Raw genomic sequence first — 16,852 nt, 5'->3', positions numbered from 1 at the left:
CCATGAAAGACCTCCCTATTTCATCGCCGCGTGCTTCGAGTCCCGCCGCGTCGGCGCATAGCGCTGGATTGCGTGCCACGCTGCTGCTCGAACGCTATTCCGTGGTGATCCTCGCGCTGCTTCTGCTGGTCGCCATTCCGGCGGTGTCCGGCTCGTTCCGCCTCGGCCTGTTCGCGAAGTATCTGAGCTTCGCGTTCTGCGCGGCGGGGCTCGTGCTCACCTGGGGCTACGGCGGCATTCTGAGTCTCGGACAAGGCATTTTCTTCGGCCTCGGCAGCTACATGATGGCGATGTACATGAAGCTCGAGGCGACCTCCGCCGATCCGGCGGCGGCCGTGTTCGGCAATGGCGGGCCGCCTGTGCCCGACTTCATGACCTGGAACAGCATCGACAAGCTGCCCTGGTGGTGGGCGCCCTTCGAGCACGCGTGGTTTGCCCTGCCCGCCATCGTGATCCTGCCGACGCTGCTCGCCTTCATCCTGGCGTACGCGAATTTTCGCAAGCGCGTGGGCGGTGTGTACTTTTCGATCGTGACGCTGGCGCTCGCATCGATCATGTCGATCGTGATCATCGGGCAACAAGGCTACACGGGTGGCATCAACGGCATCACGAATCTGCCCACCTTCATGGGTTACAGCGTGCAGAGCGACACCGCCGTCTACGTGCTGTACTACGTGAGCGCGTGCCTGTTGCTGGCCGCGATCCTTGCCGGCCGGTTCATTCTGAAAAGCCGCCTCGGCAAGGTGTTGATCGCGATCCGCGACCGCGAGGACCGCATCCGTTTCTCGGGCTATGACCCCGCCCTCTTCAAGGGCTTCATCTTCGCCGTGGCAGCGTTGTTCTCGGCGATCGGCGGCGCGATGTTCACGCTGCAGGTCGGCTTCGCGTCGCCCTCGGTCTGCGGCATCGTGCCGTCGATCGAAATGGTGATCTACGCAGCGGTGGGTGGACGGCTATCGCTGGTCGGCGCGGTTTATGGCGCGATCCTCGTCGGTGCCGCCAAGAGTTTCCTGTCCGAGAACTTTGTCGGCTTCTGGCTGTACCTGATCGGCGCCCTCTTTATCTTCGTGCCGATGTTCCTGCCCAAGGGACTCGCCGGCGTCATCGAATGGCTGCGCGAGCGCCAGGGAGCGGCCCAATGAGTCAGATGATCCTTTCGGTCGAGAACCTGACCGTGTCGTTCGACGGCTTCAAGGCGGTCGACGATCTGAATTTCTACGTCGAAGAAAACGAGTTGCACGTCGTGATTGGCCCAAACGGCGCCGGCAAGACCACGCTGCTCGACATGATCTGCGGCAAAACGAAACCCACCTACGGAACGATTGCGTTTAAGGGCTTGAACCTCGAACGCTTGCTCGAATATCAGATCACCCGTGCGGGCGTCGGCCGAAAATTCCAGAACCCGCTCGTCTACGAAGATCTGACCGTGGCCGAGAATCTGGAAATTTCCTACCCGAAGAAACGCGATGTGATCGGCTGCCTGTTCTTTCACCGCGACGATACCGTGCGCAACGAAATCGACCGGGTCGCGCAAATGATTTTCCTCGCCGATCAACTCGACCGCAAGGCGGCACAGTTATCGCACGGCCAGAAGCAGTGGCTCGAAATCGGCATGTTGCTGATGCAGGATCCCGAACTGCTGCTGCTCGACGAGCCTGTTGCCGGCATGAGCGCGAAGGAGCGCGAACAGACCGGCGCGCTGTTGCGCGAGATTGCAAGGGGACGTTCGGTCGTGGTCATCGAGCACGACATGGAATTCGTAAAAGCCGTCGCACACAAGGTCACCGTTCTGCACCAGGGCAAAAAGCTCGCCGAAGGCACGATGGACCAGGTGCAGAACGACCCGCGTGTCATCGAAGTCTATCTGGGACACTGAACATGCTCGCGATCCAGAACCTCAACGTGTTCTACGGCGAAAGCCATATTCTTCACGACCTCAGTTTCGAGCTGACGGCGGGCGAAACGATCGCCGTGATGGGCCGCAACGGTATGGGCAAGACCACCTTGCTGAAGTCGCTGATCGGCATGATTCCGTCGCGCAGCGGCGAAATACGTCTGGGCGGACGCGATCTCGCGGGAACCAAAAGCTACGAGCGGGTTGCCGCGGGCTTCGGCTATGTGCCACAGGGACGGATGATCTTCCCTTATCTCAGCGTGGAAGAAAATATCCTCACGGGCATGGACCGGATGCGCAAGCCGAAGATTCCCGAGTACATCTACGACTCGTTTCCGGTGCTCGCGGAAATGCGCAACCGGCGCGGCGGCAATCTCTCCGGTGGCCAGCAACAGCAGCTTGCGATTGCCCGCGCCCTCGTCTCCGAACCCAAGGTGCTGATCCTCGACGAGCCGACGGAAGGCATCCAGCCGTCGATCATCAAGGACATCGCCCGCGCGCTCAACCGCCTGAAGAAGGAACGCAACTTCGCCCTGATCGTATCGGAGCAGGTGTTGACCTTCACGCTCGAAATCGCCGATCGCTTCCTCATCATCGAGAAGGGGCGCTTCGTGCACGCCGACCGGCGTGAGAACGTCGACGCGGAACGGATCATGCGCTATCTGACCATCTGAGTCGACCAACTGGATTCATGACGCTCCCGCACGGGAGTTCATTCTTACCAAAAAGGAGTACTTATGTTACACGGCGACATTTCAAGCAGTCTCGACACGGTTGGCGTAGCGGTGGTCAACTACAAGATGCCCCGTCTTCACACCAGGGCGGAGGTGCTCGCGAACGCGCGCAAGATCGCCGAGATGGTCAAGGGCATGAAGATCGGCTTGCCCGGCATGGATCTCGTGATTTTCCCCGAATACAGTACACACGGCATCATGTACGACCAGCAGGAGATGTACGACACCGCGGCCGCCGTGCCTGGCGAGGAAACGGAAATTTTCGCCGAAGCATGCCGCAGCGCCGGCGTGTGGGGCGTGTTTTCGCTCACGGGCGAGCGGCACGAGGAGCATCCGCACAAGGCCCCGTATAACACGCTGATCCTGATGAACGACAAGGGCGAGATCGTGCAGAAGTACCGCAAGATCATGCCGTGGGTGCCGATCGAGGGCTGGTATCCCGGCAACTGCACGTATGTATCCGATGGTCCGAAGGGCCTGAAAATCAGTCTGATCATCTGCGACGACGGTAACTACCCGGAGATCTGGCGCGACTGCGCGATGAAAGGCGCCGAACTGATCGTGCGCTGTCAGGGCTACATGTACCCCGCCAAGGAGCAACAGGTGCTCATGGCGAAATCGATGGCGTGGGCAAACAACGTCTACGTGGCCGTCGCCAACGCCGCCGGCTTCGATGGCGTCTACTCCTACTTCGGCCACTCGGCAATCATCGGCTTCGACGGCCGCACGCTGGGCGAATGCGGTGAGGAGGAATTCGGCATCCAGTACGGCGCGCTCTCGAAGAGCCTGATCCGCGATGCGCGCAAAAACATGCAGTCGGAGAACCATCTGTACAAGCTGCTGCATCGCGGCTACACCGGCAAGATCAATTCGCGCGAGGACGCCGACGGAGTCGCCGACTGTCCGTACGACTTCTACTCGAAGTGGATTACCGATCCGGAAGGCACCCGCAAGATGGTCGAGGCACTGACGCGCGGCACGCCAGGCACAGAGGAATGTCCGATCCCCGGCATTCCTAACCCATCCGATCTGGCACACCGCTAAACCGGCCGGCGGGAGCGACACGCGATGATTACCTACACGTCGATCATAGGCAGTGCGGCCGAACCGCGCATTGCCGATCTGTTGCACTCGCTCGAGCATCACGGGCGGGTGGATTATGTGACGCTCGCCGCCGACGATATCAAGCGGCACCGCCTGCGAGCGCGCACTCAGCGCGGCGATGAGTGCGGCATCGCGCTCGATCGCGATATGCATCTGTTCGACGGCGCGGTGCTGCGGCTCGACCGCGACGCGGCGCTTGTCGTGCGCACCGAGGACACGCGCTGGCTGCGGCTTGCGCCACGCGACGCGGCGGCGGCGCTCGAACTCGGCTACTTCGCGGGCAATATGCACTGGAAGGTGCGCTTCGATCGAGGCGCACTGGAAATCGCGGTGAAAGGCGCGCTCGACGACTATCTGCAAAGGCTCGCGCCGATGCTGGCGGATCAACGTATTCGCCTCGCGAACGACGTGTCTGACGGCAGGGAGCATCACCATGTCTGACCTGTCCTCCGCCCGGGCAACCGGCGCAAACCATGGCATCACGGCGTGCCCCGTCAGCCTGCTTGCCAGCTTGCAACAGTCGGACAGCTTCTTTCCGGGCGGCACGATGGCTTTCTCGTGGGGTCTCGAAGGCCTCATGCGTGACGCGCTTGTCACCGACGCTGCAACGCTGTTTGCATTCGTCGAGTCGCAGGCACTGTCGCGCTGGGCCAGTCTGGATCAGGGACTTGTGTGCGCCGCCTGGCGTGCCGGGGATTCATTCGACGCATGGCGTGAGGTCGATGCCCTCGCCGAGGCTACCGCCTTGCCGCCGGCCCTGCGCAATGGCTCGCGCCGGCTCGGGCGCACGCTCGCAGATGTGCACGCGCGGCTCGGCTCGGAAACCGCGAGCCGGATCCGCGAGGCCATCGTGGATGGCCGCACGCGTGGCCATCTCGCCGCTGTTCAAGGTGCCATATGGCGAAGCCTGCACATCACTGAGAACGAGGCGCGCGCCATCACCGCGCACATGACCTGTACCGGCGCGGTGAGTTCAGCCGTGCGCCTCGGCATCGTCGGGCATCTCGACGCGCAGCGTGTGCTCGCGCTCCTGCGCGCGCCGCTTGCACAAGTCCTCGCTCAGCCGGCGCCGCCTCTCGACGACCTGCATGCCACCACCTTCGCGGCCGACATTGCCGCGCTGCGCAGCCAGACCCACGATGCGCGGCTCTTTGCCAACTGACAGGAAGGAAGACCGCGATGCTGCTGACCCCGACCGAATACGAGCGCCTGACACTCTTCACCGCCGCGCAGCTCGCCCGCCGTCATCGCGACAAGGGCCTGAAGCTCAATCATCCGGAAGCCGTCGCGCTGATCGCCGATGAGATTCTGGAGGGCGCGCGCGAAGGCCGCAGCGTGGCCGATCTGATCGCGTACGGATCGACGCTGCTTTGCGAGGACGATGTACTGCCCGGCGTCGCCGATCTGGTGCCGATGCTGCAGGTGGAAGGCTCGTTTCCCGATGGCACCAAGCTCGTCACCGTGCATCAACCGATCCGGCCCGGCATGCACGCGAGCGCCGCCGACGCCGTGGTCCCCGGCGAAATCCTCGCCGCGGAAGGCGAGATCGAACTGAACGCAGGCCGCGTTCGCACCACCGTGCGCGCCGTCAACACGGGCGACCGGCCCATTCAGGTGGGCAGTCATTTCCACTTCTTCGAAGTCAATCGTGCGCTGCGCTTCGACCGTGCCACCGCGTTCGGCATGCGGCTCGATATTCCGGCGGGCACGGCCGTGCGCTTCGAGCCCGGCGATGCGAAGGACGTAACGCTGGTCGCCTTCGGTGGCACACAGGAGATTTTCGGTCTCAATGGTTTGACCGACGGTGCGCTCGACGACCCCGGCCGCCGCGAGGCTGCCATCGCACGCGCCGCACAGCGCGGCTTCGAAGGAGCCTGAATGGTTACGATGACACGCAAGGCCTACGCCGAGATGTTCGGCCCGACCACCGGCGACGCAGTGCGGCTAGGCGACACGTCGCTTCTCGCCGAGATCGAGCACGACTATGCGGTGCCGGGTGACGAATGCCTGCACGGGGGCGGCAAGACGCTGCGCGACGGCATGGGCCTGAAGGCCGGACACGACAGCGCAGACGGCGCACTCGACATGCTGATCTGCAACGCGACGATCATCGATCCGGTACTCGGCATCGTGAAAGGCGACATCGGCGTCAAAGACGGCCGGATCGTGGCGATCGGCAAGGCGGGCAATCCACAGGTGATGGACGGCGTCGATCCGCGCCTCGTGTGCGGCGTCGCAACGACCGTCAAGGACGCCGAGGGGCTGATCGCCACCCCAGGCGGTATCGACGTCCACGTGCATTTCGATTCGGCGCAGCTCTGCGAACACGCGCTCGCCTCCGGCCTCACCACGTTGATTGGCGGTTCGCTTGGCCCCATCACGGTCGGCATCGATTGCGGCGGCGAGTGGAACGTGGGGCGCATGATGCAGGCCTCCGAGCAGTGGCCACTCAACTTCGGTTTTCTCGGGCGCGGCAACTCGAGCAAGCCGGGTTCGCTCATCGGCCAGCTGCGGGGCGGCTGCCTCGGGCTGAAGATTCACGAAGACTGGGGCGCCATGCCCGCGGTGATCGACACGTGTCTGACGGTCGCCGATGAATACGATTTTCAGGTGCAACTGCATAGCGACACGTTGAACGAGTCCGGCTTTCTCGAAGACACCGTTGCAGCGATGAAGGACCGCACGATCCACATGTACCACACCGAAGGCGCGGGCGGCGGCCATGCGCCCGACATCATCGCGGTGGCGGGACGTATGAACTGCCTGCCGTCGTCAACCAATCCGACCAATCCGTACACCGTGAACACCTTCGATGAGCATCTCGACATGATCATGGTGTGTCACCACCTGAACCCGGCGGTGCCCGAAGACGTCGCGTTCGCTGAATCGCGCATCCGCGCGCAGACGATTTCCGCCGAAGACGTATTGCACGATCTCGGGGCGATCTCGATGCTCGGTTCGGACAGCCAGGGGATGGGGCGTATCAATGAGGTGATCTGCCGGACCTGGCAGCTGGCCTCGAAGATGAAGGACCAACGCGGGCGTCTTTCAAGCGAGCGCACGGCGCGCGGCGACAACGAGCGGATCAAGCGCTACATCGCAAAGTACACGATCAACGCCGCGCGCACCTTCGGTATTGCCGACACGGTCGGATCGCTCGAAGACGGCAAGCTCGCCGACATCGTGCTGTGGCGGCCCGCGTTCTTCGGCATCAAGCCCGAGGTCGTGATCAAGGGTGGCTTCATTGCGTGGGGGGCGATGGGCGATTCGGCAGCATCGCTCATGACCTGTGAGCCGCTTGCGATGCGTCCGCAATGGGGAGCGTTCGGACGCGCGCCCGCCTCGCTCGCGGTCAACTTCGTGAATCCGCTTGCGCTCGGCGCCGATTTGCACGGCCGGCTAGGCATCACGCGCAGGCTGGTCGGCGCACATGGCACACGAAGCCTTAGCAAGCGCGACATGCTGCATAACGACGCGTGTCCGTCCATCTCCGTCAATGCGCAGACGTTCGAAGTGTCGGTGGACGGCCAGGTGATCCGCTGCGACCCCGCACGCGAAGTGCCGCTTAGCCGGCGTTACATGTTGCGTTAGCGGCATCGGACGCGATAGAGGAGTGTTTTCGATGAGCACCGATTCTGATTTCTCCGGCAGCATGCAGCTTGCAACGAATCCCTTTGAGAACGCCGCGCGGTCTACTGTGCATGCCGCACGTGCGGCCCGCGTCGGCATAGGCGGTCCAGTGGGATCGGGCAAAACGCGCCTGCTCGAGCAGTTGATTCCGCGTTTCGCCGCACGCGGGATCGACCTCGCGGTGATCACCAACGATCTCGTCACGCGCGAAGACGCCGAACGCGTGCGTCGCAGCGGCCTGATCGATCCGGCACGCGTGCTGGCCGTCGAAACGGGCGCGTGTCCACACACTGCGATCCGCGAAGACCCGACCCTCAACCTGCAGGCGGCCGACGAACTGGACGCGCGTTACCCCGGCTTGCGGCTGGTACTGATCGAATCGGGCGGTGACAATCTCGCGTCGTCGTTCTCGCTCGATCTGGTCGACTACTGGATCTTCGTCATCGACGTTGCGGCCGGTGACGACATCCCTCGCAAACGCGGCCTCGGTGTGCTGTCCTGCGATCTGCTCGTGATCAATAAGTTCGACCTCGCGCCTCACGTGGGTGTCGATCTGCGGCGGATGGTTAGCGAGGCGCGCGAAGTGCGCGGCGAGCGGCCCGTGCTGTTGACCAACTGCGCAACGGGCGACGGGGTCGATGCGGTGGCCGATGCCATTATCGAGAACGTGCTCTTCGATGCGCTCTGAAACACTGCCCGATCACGCCGGCGCGGGCGCTTGCACAGCGTCCTGCATGGATGCCGACCTGTGCGCTCCTCGCGCCCTTGCGGCGGTCCACGGCCATGCGGATGCCGCGCAACTCGATCTGTGTTTCGAACGCGCACCGTCCGGCAAGACGTGGCTCTCGCGGCAACGCAACGGTTATCCGTTCCATGTCGGCCGTATCTTGCCGGTAACACGGTGTATCGATCGTGCGCCGGCCTCCGATGCGACGGCGGAAGTGATCGTGCAGTCTTCATCGGGCGGCCTGTTCGAGGGCGACCGCGTGTTTCAGCGCTTCGTGGCGATGCCGCGCGCGCAAGCTGCCATTCGCACAGCGGCAGCAACCATCGTGCATACGATGACACACGGCATCGCGCATTCGCGGGTCGCCATTGAAGCGCATCCGCAATCGCGATTCGACTATCTGCCGCAGCCGACCATCCTGTTTCCCGCCGCCCGGCTGGTGAGCACCATCGATGTCGTGTTGCATGGCGGCGCGACGGTTCTCATCGCCGATACGTGGCTCACTCACGACCCCACGCGTCGCGCCGCGAGCTTCGGCATGCTGGATGCGACCATCAACATACGCAACGCCGACGCACGACTGCTGGCGCGCGACCGCTTTCGCCTCGCGCCTGGCGCGTCACGCGGTTCGCTCTCCGGCGTGCGCCAGATGTATGGCGCGCACGGCGGCCTGCTCGTGCTCAGGCTCGACGACGGCGATGCAGGCAGCGAAGCAGTGGCGCACGCCATCAACGCAGCCCTTCAGACACTCGACATGCCCCTCTCAATGGCCTATGCCGCAGCCGGTGTGCTGCCGGGCGCGTGCGGCACGTTCGTCAGGATGCTGGCCGCCGACAGCGTCGCGTTGCGCGCCATCTTTTCCACCGCCGTCGAGGCTGTCCATCGGACGCTCGACGGTGTCCACGAAGGGGCGCCGCGCGCGTCCCATTCGTCCCAGAACCGCAACCGAGAGGTATGCCCGTGACACTGCGCCGTCCGTCCAAAACCGATCTGATTGAAATCAGCCGAGCCCGTCATCTGTCTCTGACCGAAGTCGAACTCGACGAGTACTACGAACTCGTCTGCGAAAACCTGTCGCTTTACGACACGCTCGATCAGTATTCCGAACCTGCATTCGACGTCCTGCCGGCGGTGCGTGTCGCGGGCACGCGTCCGGCTCCGCACGACGATCCGCTCAACGCAGTGGTGCGCAACTGCTCGGTGCATCTGCCCGGCGCGCAGGGGCGGCTCTCCGGGAAAACCGTCGGGCTCAAGGATACGATCAGCGTCGCCGGCATTCCAATGTCGTGCGCGTCGCGCCTGCTGTACGACTACGTGCCCGAGCGTGACGCAACCATCGTGAAGCGGCTGCTCGCCGACGGCGCGCACATCACCGCGATTCTCAACACCGACGACTTCGCGTTTTCGGGCGGCGGCCACACGAGCACTTACGGCCCTACTCTCAACGCAGCGAACCCGGCGCATCTCGCGGGCGGCTCGTCATGCGGCTCGGCCGCGGCGGTTGCCAGCGGTCTGGTCGATCTCGCGATCGGCGGCGATCAGGGTGGCTCGATCCGGATTCCGTCGTCGTGGTCGGGCACCGTCGGCCACAAACCGACGCACGGCCTCGTGCCGTATACAGGCATCGTCGGCTTCGACCTGACGATCGACCATATCGGTCCGATGACGCGTACCGTCAGCGATGCCGCCCTGCTGCTCTCGGTCATCGCCGGGCTCGACGATGCCGACGCCGACCCGCGTCAGACGAAGCCAGTTGAAAAGTGCGACTACACGCGTGCGCTGACGGGCAGCATTCATGGCCTGAAGATCGCGGTCGTGTCGGAAGGATTCGGCTCGGAGGAAGCGCTGCCTGAAGTCGACGAAGCCGTACGCGTTGCGGTGCAGGCGCTGACGCGTCTCGGCGCGACGGTCGACACGATCTCCGTGCCGGAACATCGGATGGTCGTGCCCGTGTGGAACGCGGTCGCAATCGAGGGAGGCGTCGCCAATTTCTATGCGGGGCATCACGCCTACCAGAACAAAGGGCTCTACGACCCACGCCTGATGTCAGCGATGGGACGCGGCATCAAGACTCACGGCGGCGACTTCTCGCCGACCGCCAAGATGGGTGTCCTCGTCGCCGCATACATGACGGACTACTACCAAGGCGTGTTTTATGCGCGTGCCCGCAATCTGGCGCGCCAACTGAACGCTGCGTACGAGCGCGTGTTCGGTACGTACGATCTCGTCGTCATGCCGACTACGCCGCAGACGGCGCATGCGCGGCTTGCCGGTCAGGAGACCGATCGCAAGACCTTTGTGAGGCAAGCGCTCAACATGTGCGCCAATACAGCCGCGTTCGATCTGACGGGTCATCCTTCGATTTCGGTGCCATGCAAAGCGGTGGATGGTTTGCCCGTGGGTCTGATGATCACGGGGCGGCATTTCGCCGATGCCACCGTACTACGGGCTGCGCATGCCTACGAACAGGGGGGCGCATGACGAGACCGCAACTCGCGCCGGCCGGCGCACCGCTGGACGCGTGGCGCGTCGCGCAGGAGCCGTGGTATGAACCGGTCGACCATGAACTGGCGTGGTTCGAAGCGGCTTACCATGCGCGGCTGCCGATCATGCTCAAAGGACCGACGGGCTGCGGCAAGACGCGCCTGGTCGAACACATGGCATGGCGGCTGAAACGCCCGCTCGTGACCATTGCCTGTCACGAGGACATGAACGCAGGCGATCTCGTCGGGCGCTACCTGCTCGACGGCAACGGTACCTACTGGCAAGACGGGCCGCTCACGAACGCCGTCAGGCATGGCGCGATCTGCTACCTCGATGAAGTGGTCGAAGCCCGTCAGGATACGACCGTGGTCATCCATCCGCTCACCGATTCGCGCCGCATTCTGCCGATCGACAAAAGCGGCGAGCTGATTACCGCGCATCCGGATTTCACCCTGGTGATTTCGTTCAATCCGCATTATCAGCATGTATCGAAAAATCTGAAACCGTCGACACGTCAGCGCTTTGTCGCGCTCGACCTCGGCTGGCCGGGTGCGCAGACGGAAGCCGCAATCGTCGCGCATGAAGGCAATGTGCCGCACGAAGTGGCTGAAAAGCTCGTGACAATTGCGGCGCGGACCCGCGTACTCGACGATCCCGCCTTGCCGGAGGGGGCTTCGACGCGCATGCTGATCTACGCTGCGACGTTGATTGCACACGGAATGGATGCACTGGCCGCGTGCCGGATCGGCATCATCCAGCCGCTCAGCGACGACGCCGATCTGTGCGCCGCGCTGACGGCAATCGCCAGTGGCGTGTTCGGATGAACGCCGGTACGGCGGTAGCAGCGAGCCCTAGCATCGACGAGGGACCCTGTGCGATCGCAACGCGTGAGGTCTTTCCGTTCACGCGCTTCGAGCGGACGCTCGGTTTGTATCTGCGCGCGGCGTGGCAAATAAGCACTCCCGTGCAGGCGCTCGTGCACAACGAACAGACAGCCGCCGCACGGCCATGTCCGATCGTGACGGGCACCGCGCTGATGTTGCCGCGTGAGTATGAGGCCGATGGTCCGGATGACGCGCGCCGCTTCTACCTGGCGTGTGCGGCACATGCGGCAGCCCATCTGACTTATTCGACAGTGCGTTTCGATCCCGCCAGACTGCGGCCGCTGCAGTTGACGCTGGTTGGTGTGATCGAGGACGCAAGGGTCGAACGGCTCGCGATTGCGCGCTATCCGGGACTGCGGCGCTGGTGGCTGCCGTTTCATCGAACGGGCTCAGAAAGCAGCGGCACCGCGGCCGCTTTGATCGCGAGACTTGCGCGCGGTCTGCTCGACCCTGGCTATGTCGATCGCGACGGTTGGGTCATAAAGGGTCGCACGCTATTCGAAGCGGCGTTCAGCAGAACCGCTGGTACGGACGCGGGTATCTCACGCCATCTGGGCAACTTGCTGGGCAACGACCTCGGGCAGATGCGGATCCAGTTCAACGCGAAGACTTACACCCCAGCCGCCATCTATCGTGACGACAACAGCGGAATGTGGGACTTGCCGCCGACAGCGGTCGCGCCGGTATCCGGCGATGTCGCGCCCGAGCGCAATGTTGCACCACAGGAAAGCGAGGGAGCCGGCGAGATTCCACCAGATCAGCCAACGCCGCCCAGGCGGATTGCGGATAGACCCGGAGACACGCCGGCAGCCGCTGCCCCACACGATGAAGAACTGCCCACACGCGTCGTATCTTTGCACCGCTATCCGGAGTGGGACTACGTGATTCGACGCTATCGCGGCGACTGGTGCAGCGTCGAGTCACTGAGTCTGGATACCGCTTTGCCAGACTGCCCTGCCCTTCACGATTACGCCGCGCCGGCACGGCGCGTCAGGGCGGTGCTCAATACGACACGGCAGCACGCCGTCACGGGCAGGACGCGCGAGTTCGAAGGCGATCTGCTTGATCTCGATGCATGTATCGCGGGACGCATTGATGCGCTGCGCGGCGAGCGGGACCGCTTTAAAGGCTTCGTGGCGCCCCGCCGCGAGGCGCGCGGTGTGCCGCTCGCGATACTGCTCGACCTCTCGGCATCGAACGCGTTCGACGGGCGCATCGATACCGTGCTGGACGTCGCGCGCGTACTTGGGCAAGCGCTGCGCACGGGCGATCGACCTTATGCGATGTACGGCTTTCATTCCGATGGGCGCCAACGGGTGCGCTTTCACGTGTTCAAAGATTTCGACGAGGCGTGGAGCGCCTCGACCGAGGCCTATATTGCGCGGATTCGACCAGGGCTTTCCACCCGCTTTGGTGCTGCGCTTCGGCATGCCGGTGCGCGGGTGAGCCACGAAGCCGCGCGTATAGGCTTGTCCAGCGCCAGCTTGTTGACCGTATCCGATTGCGTTCCGTTTGATATCGATGTCTTCGATCCTCGCTATTTGCGCGAAGACATGCGGCGGGCATTGAACGAGCTCGCTGTGCGCGGGATCGAATGCGGGTGCCTCGCTCTTGATCCGCAGACGCTTGAGGATGCGAAAGCGCTATTCGGCCGACGCCGGGTTGCGCCTCTCAGTGACCTGCGTGGTTTGCCATCGGCGCTGGTCGCGGTTGCTTCACGATAAGAATGGCTAGGCGAGCGAGTCCAGAGGAACCGTCAGGTTGTTGGTGCGGGCACGTAAGAGCCGACCGTGGTGTGAGAGCAACCGTGGGGGCAAAATCCACCCCTAAACGAAAAAGGCCTCACAAGCGTTGCTTGTAAGGCCTTGATTTCTTTGGTCGGGGCGAGAGGATTTGAACCTCCGACCACCTGCACCCCATGCAGGTACGCTACCAGGCTGCGCTACGCCCCGAACAGCTAAAAATTATAACAGACACTTCAATCGATTAGAACCGCTCTGCGCTAACAAAGAAAACTAGTGACCCAACAGGTCGATCACGTGCAGCAATTCCTTGCGCAACTGCTCCACATCTACCGCAGCCGTTGCTGCGGCCGGAACCGCCGCGCCCTCGCCTTCCTCGACCAGGTCAGCCGGTCCACCCTGCGCACCGCCGCCATGCGAATCGAGCCGATTGCGTGCACCGTTGATCGTAAAGCCCTGCTCGTACAGCAACTCACGAATCCGCCGGATCAACAGCACCTCATGATGCTGATAGTACCGACGATTGCCTCGCCGTTTGACCGGCCTCAACTGCGTGAACTCCTGTTCCCAATAGCGCAGCACATGCGGTTTCACGCCGCATAGTTCGCTGACCTCACCAATCGTGAAGTAGCGCTTCGCCGGAATCGGAGGCAAGACGACTTTTTCGATCGTCGCTGTCATCGTCAGTTAGCCGTCGTGGTGGGTTGCGCAGGGACGCGCCAGTCGATCAGCGCGCGAAGCTCGCTTCGGCGCCGTTCTCGACCAACGCTTTCAGCTTTTGACTTGCATGGAACGTCACAACGCGGCGCGCGGCGATCGGAATCGCCTCGCCGGTTTTCGGGTTTCTGCCGGGACGCTGGGGTTTGTCGCGCAACTGGAAGTTGCCGAACCCCGACAGCTTCACGCTGTCGCCACTCTCCAGCGCATCGCGGATCACCTCGAAGAATGCTTCGACCATGTCTTTCGCTTCCCGCTTGTTGAGCCCGACATTGTCGAACAGCAACTCGGCAAGTTCAGCCTTGGTAAGCGTCGGCGTTTCGGTGGAAACGGCCGCGGGTGATGTCGGAATATCGCGAATCATGGCGCTGCGTTGCGCCGTAAGAAGGGCTTCGAAATCACTCGAGTTCATTTCATTCATATCTATCAAATGGCGCGCCAAGCAGAAACGGAGGTTGCGAAAAAATGCCGTGCAAATGTTAAATGCGGGTTATCCACGCAACCGTGCGCCATATACTCGAGCCAGACGTTCCACCAGAGTTTGAATGGCCAGATCGACCGTTTCATCCTGAAGGGTCCCGCCAGTATCTTGCAAGGTCACACGGAACGCAAGGCTTTTCTCGTGAGCAGCCAAGCCACCGGAAGTGTTTGATTTTGGACGGAATTCGTCGAAAAGCACAACCTTCTGAACAGTCTTGCAGGCCTCTTCGGACTGAGCCTTCTGGAGCTCGTCCAGCAGCGCCTGCACCTCGATTTTCTGATCGACAACCACCGCGATATCGCGACGCACCGGCGGGAATTTAGACACATCCGCCGGAGTCGGCAATACGCGCTGCATTAATGCTTCCGATTCGATTTCAAACAGAATCGGCGCATGCGGCAAATCATATTTCTGCATCCAGCGCGGATGCAATTCACCAATCCAGCCCACCGCGCGGCCATTCAGTTCAATACGCGCGCTGCGGCCCGGATGCAATGCCGGATGCTCCGCTTTCACGAAGCGCGCCACTGCCGGCGCGAGCACGGCTTCCAGATCGCCCTTCACGTCGAAGTAGTCGACTGTACGCGTTTGCGCGCCCCACTGCTCTTCGAGCACGGGACCGTAGGCGAGGCCGCCGATCATCTTCGGCTGCGCGAAACCTTCGACGGTCAATTCGCCTGCCTTGATCGACGGATCGTGCAGGAACACGCGGCCGGCTTCGAACACGCGCACGCGATCGGCCGCGCGACGGTTCAGGTTCGTGCGCAGGACCTCGATCAGGCTGCCGAACAGCGTGGTGCGCATGACCGACAACTGGCTCGCAATCGGATTCAGCAGACGAACAGGCTTGTCGTTGCCGGCGAAGTCCTGCTCCCACTCGGCATCCACAAAGCTGAAGTTAACTGTTTCTGCGTAATCGCGCGCGGCGAGCGCATGACGGATCACGTGAATCGAGCGCTGCGTCTCGTTGGTCGGCAGCATTTCGCTGGTCGCGACCGGCGGACGTGCGGGGATCTTTTCGAAGCCGTAAATACGCGCGACTTCTTCGATCAGATCTTCTTCGATTTCGATATCGAAGCGGTACGACGGCGGGATCACCGAGAACGTATCGCCGTCGCGTTCGAACGTGAGGCCGAGGCGCGTGAAGATCTGCGCAATTTCGTCCGCGTCGATCTTGATGCCGATGATGCGGTTCGCACGCGAGACACGCATCTTCACCGGCTCGCGCTTCGGCACGTTGACGATCTGATCGTCGACCGGTCCGGCTTCGCCACCGCAGATATCGAGGATCAGTTGCGTGATGCGTTCGATGTGTTCGACGGTGGTCGCGTAATCGACGCCGCGCTCGAAACGATGACCTGCATCAGTCGAGAAGTTGTACTTGCGCGAGCGGCCACGAATGCTATCCGGCCACCAGAACGCGGCTTCGAGATAGATGTTCGTGGTGTCGAGCGTAACGGCCGTGCTGTCGCCGCCCATGATGCCGGCGAGGCTTTCGATGTGTTGTTCATCGGCGATCACGCCGACGGTTTCATCGAGTTCGACGGTGTTGCCGTTCAGCAGCTTGAGCGTTTCGCCCTTGCGGCCCCAACGCACGTCCATGCCGCCTTGGATCTTGTCCAGATCGAACACGTGCGACGGACGGCCCAGTTCGAGCATCACATAGTTCGAGATGTCGACGAGTGCGGAAATGCTGCGCTGACCCGAACGCTCGAGACGCTGCACCATCCATTGCGGGGACTTCGCGCGCGCATTCACGCCGCGAATCACGCGACCCGAGAAGCGGCCGCACAAATCGGGCGCCGAGATTTTGACGGGCAACGTTTCGTTCAACTTGACTTCGACCGGCTTGATCTCGAGCGGACGCAGCGGCGCGCCGGTGATGGCCGATGTTTCGCGCGCCACGCCGAACACCGACAAGCAGTCCGCCTTGTTCGGCGTCAGCTTGATTTCGAAAACCGTGTCGTCGAGATTGAGCGTTTCGCGGATGTCCTGGCCGATCGGCGTAGCTTCCGGCAGGATCATCAGGCCACTATGATCTTCCGAGAGCTTCAGTTCGCGTGCCGAGCACAGCATGCCCTGGCTTTCCACGCCGCGCAGCTTCGAGAGCTTGATTGCGAACGGCGTGCCGTCCTCTTCGGCCGGCGGCAATTGCGCGCCAACCAGCGCGACCGGCACCTTGATGCCCGGCGCGACATTCGGCGCACCGCATACGATATTCAGCGTCGCGCCCGTGCCGGCGTCGACCTGGCACACGTTGAGCTTGTCCGCGTCCGGGTGCTTGACGACTTCCAGCACCTGGCCGACGACGATCTTCGAGGTCGGCGGCGCGGCCGGCCGCAGGTCTTCGACTTCGAGACCCGCCATCGTCAACGCGTGCGACAGCTCATCGGTCGTCAGTTGCGGATCGACAAAGGTTCTCAGCCAGGATTCCGGGAATTGCATGGTTCTGTGG

General features: G+C 62.7%; 16 protein-coding genes and 1 tRNA gene. 13 read left to right on the top strand and 4 right to left on the bottom strand.

Annotation, left to right across the window (positions count from 1 at the left end):
• Positions 1-2: 2 nt before the first annotated feature.
• From urtC to KHO30_RS22435, 13 genes are all read left to right on the top strand, one after another.
• Complete coding sequence (gene urtC / locus KHO30_RS22495) at positions 3-1,142, top strand: urea ABC transporter permease subunit UrtC (protein ID WP_211702364.1); 1,140 nt, start codon at positions 3-5, stop codon at positions 1,140-1,142.
• On the top strand, positions 1,139-1,876 hold the full coding sequence (urtD, locus tag KHO30_RS22490; RefSeq protein ID WP_211702362.1) for an urea ABC transporter ATP-binding protein UrtD: 738 nt from the start codon (positions 1,139-1,141) through the stop codon (positions 1,874-1,876). The genes urtC and urtD overlap by 4 nt, the downstream gene beginning before the upstream one ends.
• A 2-nt stretch (positions 1,877-1,878) precedes the next feature.
• A complete protein-coding gene (gene urtE / locus KHO30_RS22485; protein WP_093643254.1) occupies positions 1,879-2,568 on the top strand; it encodes an urea ABC transporter ATP-binding subunit UrtE in 690 nt (229 codons plus the stop codon).
• Between the two features lie 63 nt (positions 2,569-2,631).
• Positions 2,632-3,672, top strand: coding sequence for an aliphatic amidase (locus KHO30_RS22480; protein ID WP_093643257.1), 1,041 nt, complete (start codon positions 2,632-2,634; stop codon positions 3,670-3,672).
• Positions 3,673-3,696: 24 nt separating this feature from the next.
• Entirely contained in the window at positions 3,697-4,173 is a 477-nt protein-coding gene (gene ureE / locus KHO30_RS22475; protein WP_211702360.1) for an urease accessory protein UreE, read from the top strand.
• Positions 4,166-4,894 carry an urease accessory protein UreF gene (locus KHO30_RS22470; RefSeq protein WP_211702359.1) on the top strand — a complete coding sequence of 243 codons (729 nt, stop codon included), beginning with the start codon at positions 4,166-4,168 and terminating at the stop codon, positions 4,892-4,894. Before ureE ends, KHO30_RS22470 begins: the two co-directional genes overlap by 8 nt.
• 17 nt (positions 4,895-4,911) lie before the next feature.
• Positions 4,912-5,610: an urease subunit beta gene (ureB, locus tag KHO30_RS22465; RefSeq protein ID WP_093643268.1), complete on the top strand. Its 699-nt coding sequence runs from the start codon at positions 4,912-4,914 to the stop codon at positions 5,608-5,610.
• 9 nt (positions 5,611-5,619) lie between these two features.
• Positions 5,620-7,323: an urease subunit alpha gene (gene ureC, locus KHO30_RS22460; protein ID WP_280531447.1), complete on the top strand. Its 1,704-nt coding sequence runs from the start codon at positions 5,620-5,622 to the stop codon at positions 7,321-7,323.
• Positions 7,324-7,354: 31 nt separating this feature from the next.
• The gene (ureG, locus tag KHO30_RS22455) at positions 7,355-8,050 is read left to right on the top strand and encodes an urease accessory protein UreG (RefSeq protein WP_244864103.1); all 696 of its coding nucleotides are present in this window, start codon (positions 7,355-7,357) and stop codon (positions 8,048-8,050) included.
• Positions 8,040-9,053: an urease accessory protein UreD gene (locus KHO30_RS22450; RefSeq protein ID WP_211702357.1), complete on the top strand. Its 1,014-nt coding sequence runs from the start codon at positions 8,040-8,042 to the stop codon at positions 9,051-9,053. The genes ureG and KHO30_RS22450 overlap by 11 nt, the downstream gene beginning before the upstream one ends.
• Entirely contained in the window at positions 9,044-10,570 is a 1,527-nt protein-coding gene (locus KHO30_RS22445; protein ID WP_093643277.1) for an amidase, read from the top strand. The genes KHO30_RS22450 and KHO30_RS22445 overlap by 10 nt, the downstream gene beginning before the upstream one ends.
• The gene (locus tag KHO30_RS22440) at positions 10,567-11,397 is read left to right on the top strand and encodes a CbbQ/NirQ/NorQ/GpvN family protein (RefSeq protein ID WP_211702355.1); all 831 of its coding nucleotides are present in this window, start codon (positions 10,567-10,569) and stop codon (positions 11,395-11,397) included. Before KHO30_RS22445 ends, KHO30_RS22440 begins: the two co-directional genes overlap by 4 nt.
• On the top strand, positions 11,394-13,181 hold the full coding sequence (locus KHO30_RS22435; protein WP_211702353.1) for a nitric oxide reductase activation protein NorD: 1,788 nt from the start codon (positions 11,394-11,396) through the stop codon (positions 13,179-13,181). The genes KHO30_RS22440 and KHO30_RS22435 overlap by 4 nt, the downstream gene beginning before the upstream one ends.
• A gap of 151 nt (positions 13,182-13,332) precedes the next feature.
• Here the strand turns inward: KHO30_RS22435 and KHO30_RS22430 are convergent.
• The 4 genes from KHO30_RS22430 to pheT all read right to left on the bottom strand — a co-directional run bounded on the left by KHO30_RS22430 (position 13,333) and on the right by pheT (position 16,842).
• A tRNA-Pro gene (locus KHO30_RS22430) sits at positions 13,333-13,409 on the bottom strand.
• 63 nt (positions 13,410-13,472) lie between these two features.
• Positions 13,473-13,880 carry a MerR family transcriptional regulator gene (locus KHO30_RS22425; RefSeq protein ID WP_093643284.1) on the bottom strand — a complete coding sequence of 136 codons (408 nt, stop codon included), beginning with the start codon at positions 13,878-13,880 and terminating at the stop codon, positions 13,473-13,475.
• Positions 13,881-13,926: 46 nt separating this feature from the next.
• Positions 13,927-14,337: an integration host factor subunit alpha gene (locus KHO30_RS22420; protein WP_054040433.1), complete on the bottom strand. Its 411-nt coding sequence runs from the start codon at positions 14,335-14,337 to the stop codon at positions 13,927-13,929.
• A 69-nt stretch (positions 14,338-14,406) separates the two neighbouring features.
• Complete coding sequence (gene pheT / locus KHO30_RS22415; protein ID WP_211702351.1) at positions 14,407-16,842, bottom strand: phenylalanine--tRNA ligase subunit beta; 2,436 nt, start codon at positions 16,840-16,842, stop codon at positions 14,407-14,409.
• Positions 16,843-16,852 lie beyond the last annotated feature (10 nt).

Origin of the sequence: Paraburkholderia aspalathi (assembly GCF_905220735.1) — a bacterium.
In the GTDB taxonomy this organism is placed as follows: Bacteria; Pseudomonadota; Gammaproteobacteria; order Burkholderiales; family Burkholderiaceae; genus Paraburkholderia; species Paraburkholderia aspalathi.
The sequence above is the reverse complement of the archived record's forward strand: the minus strand, read 5'-3'. Positions and strand labels throughout refer to the sequence as shown.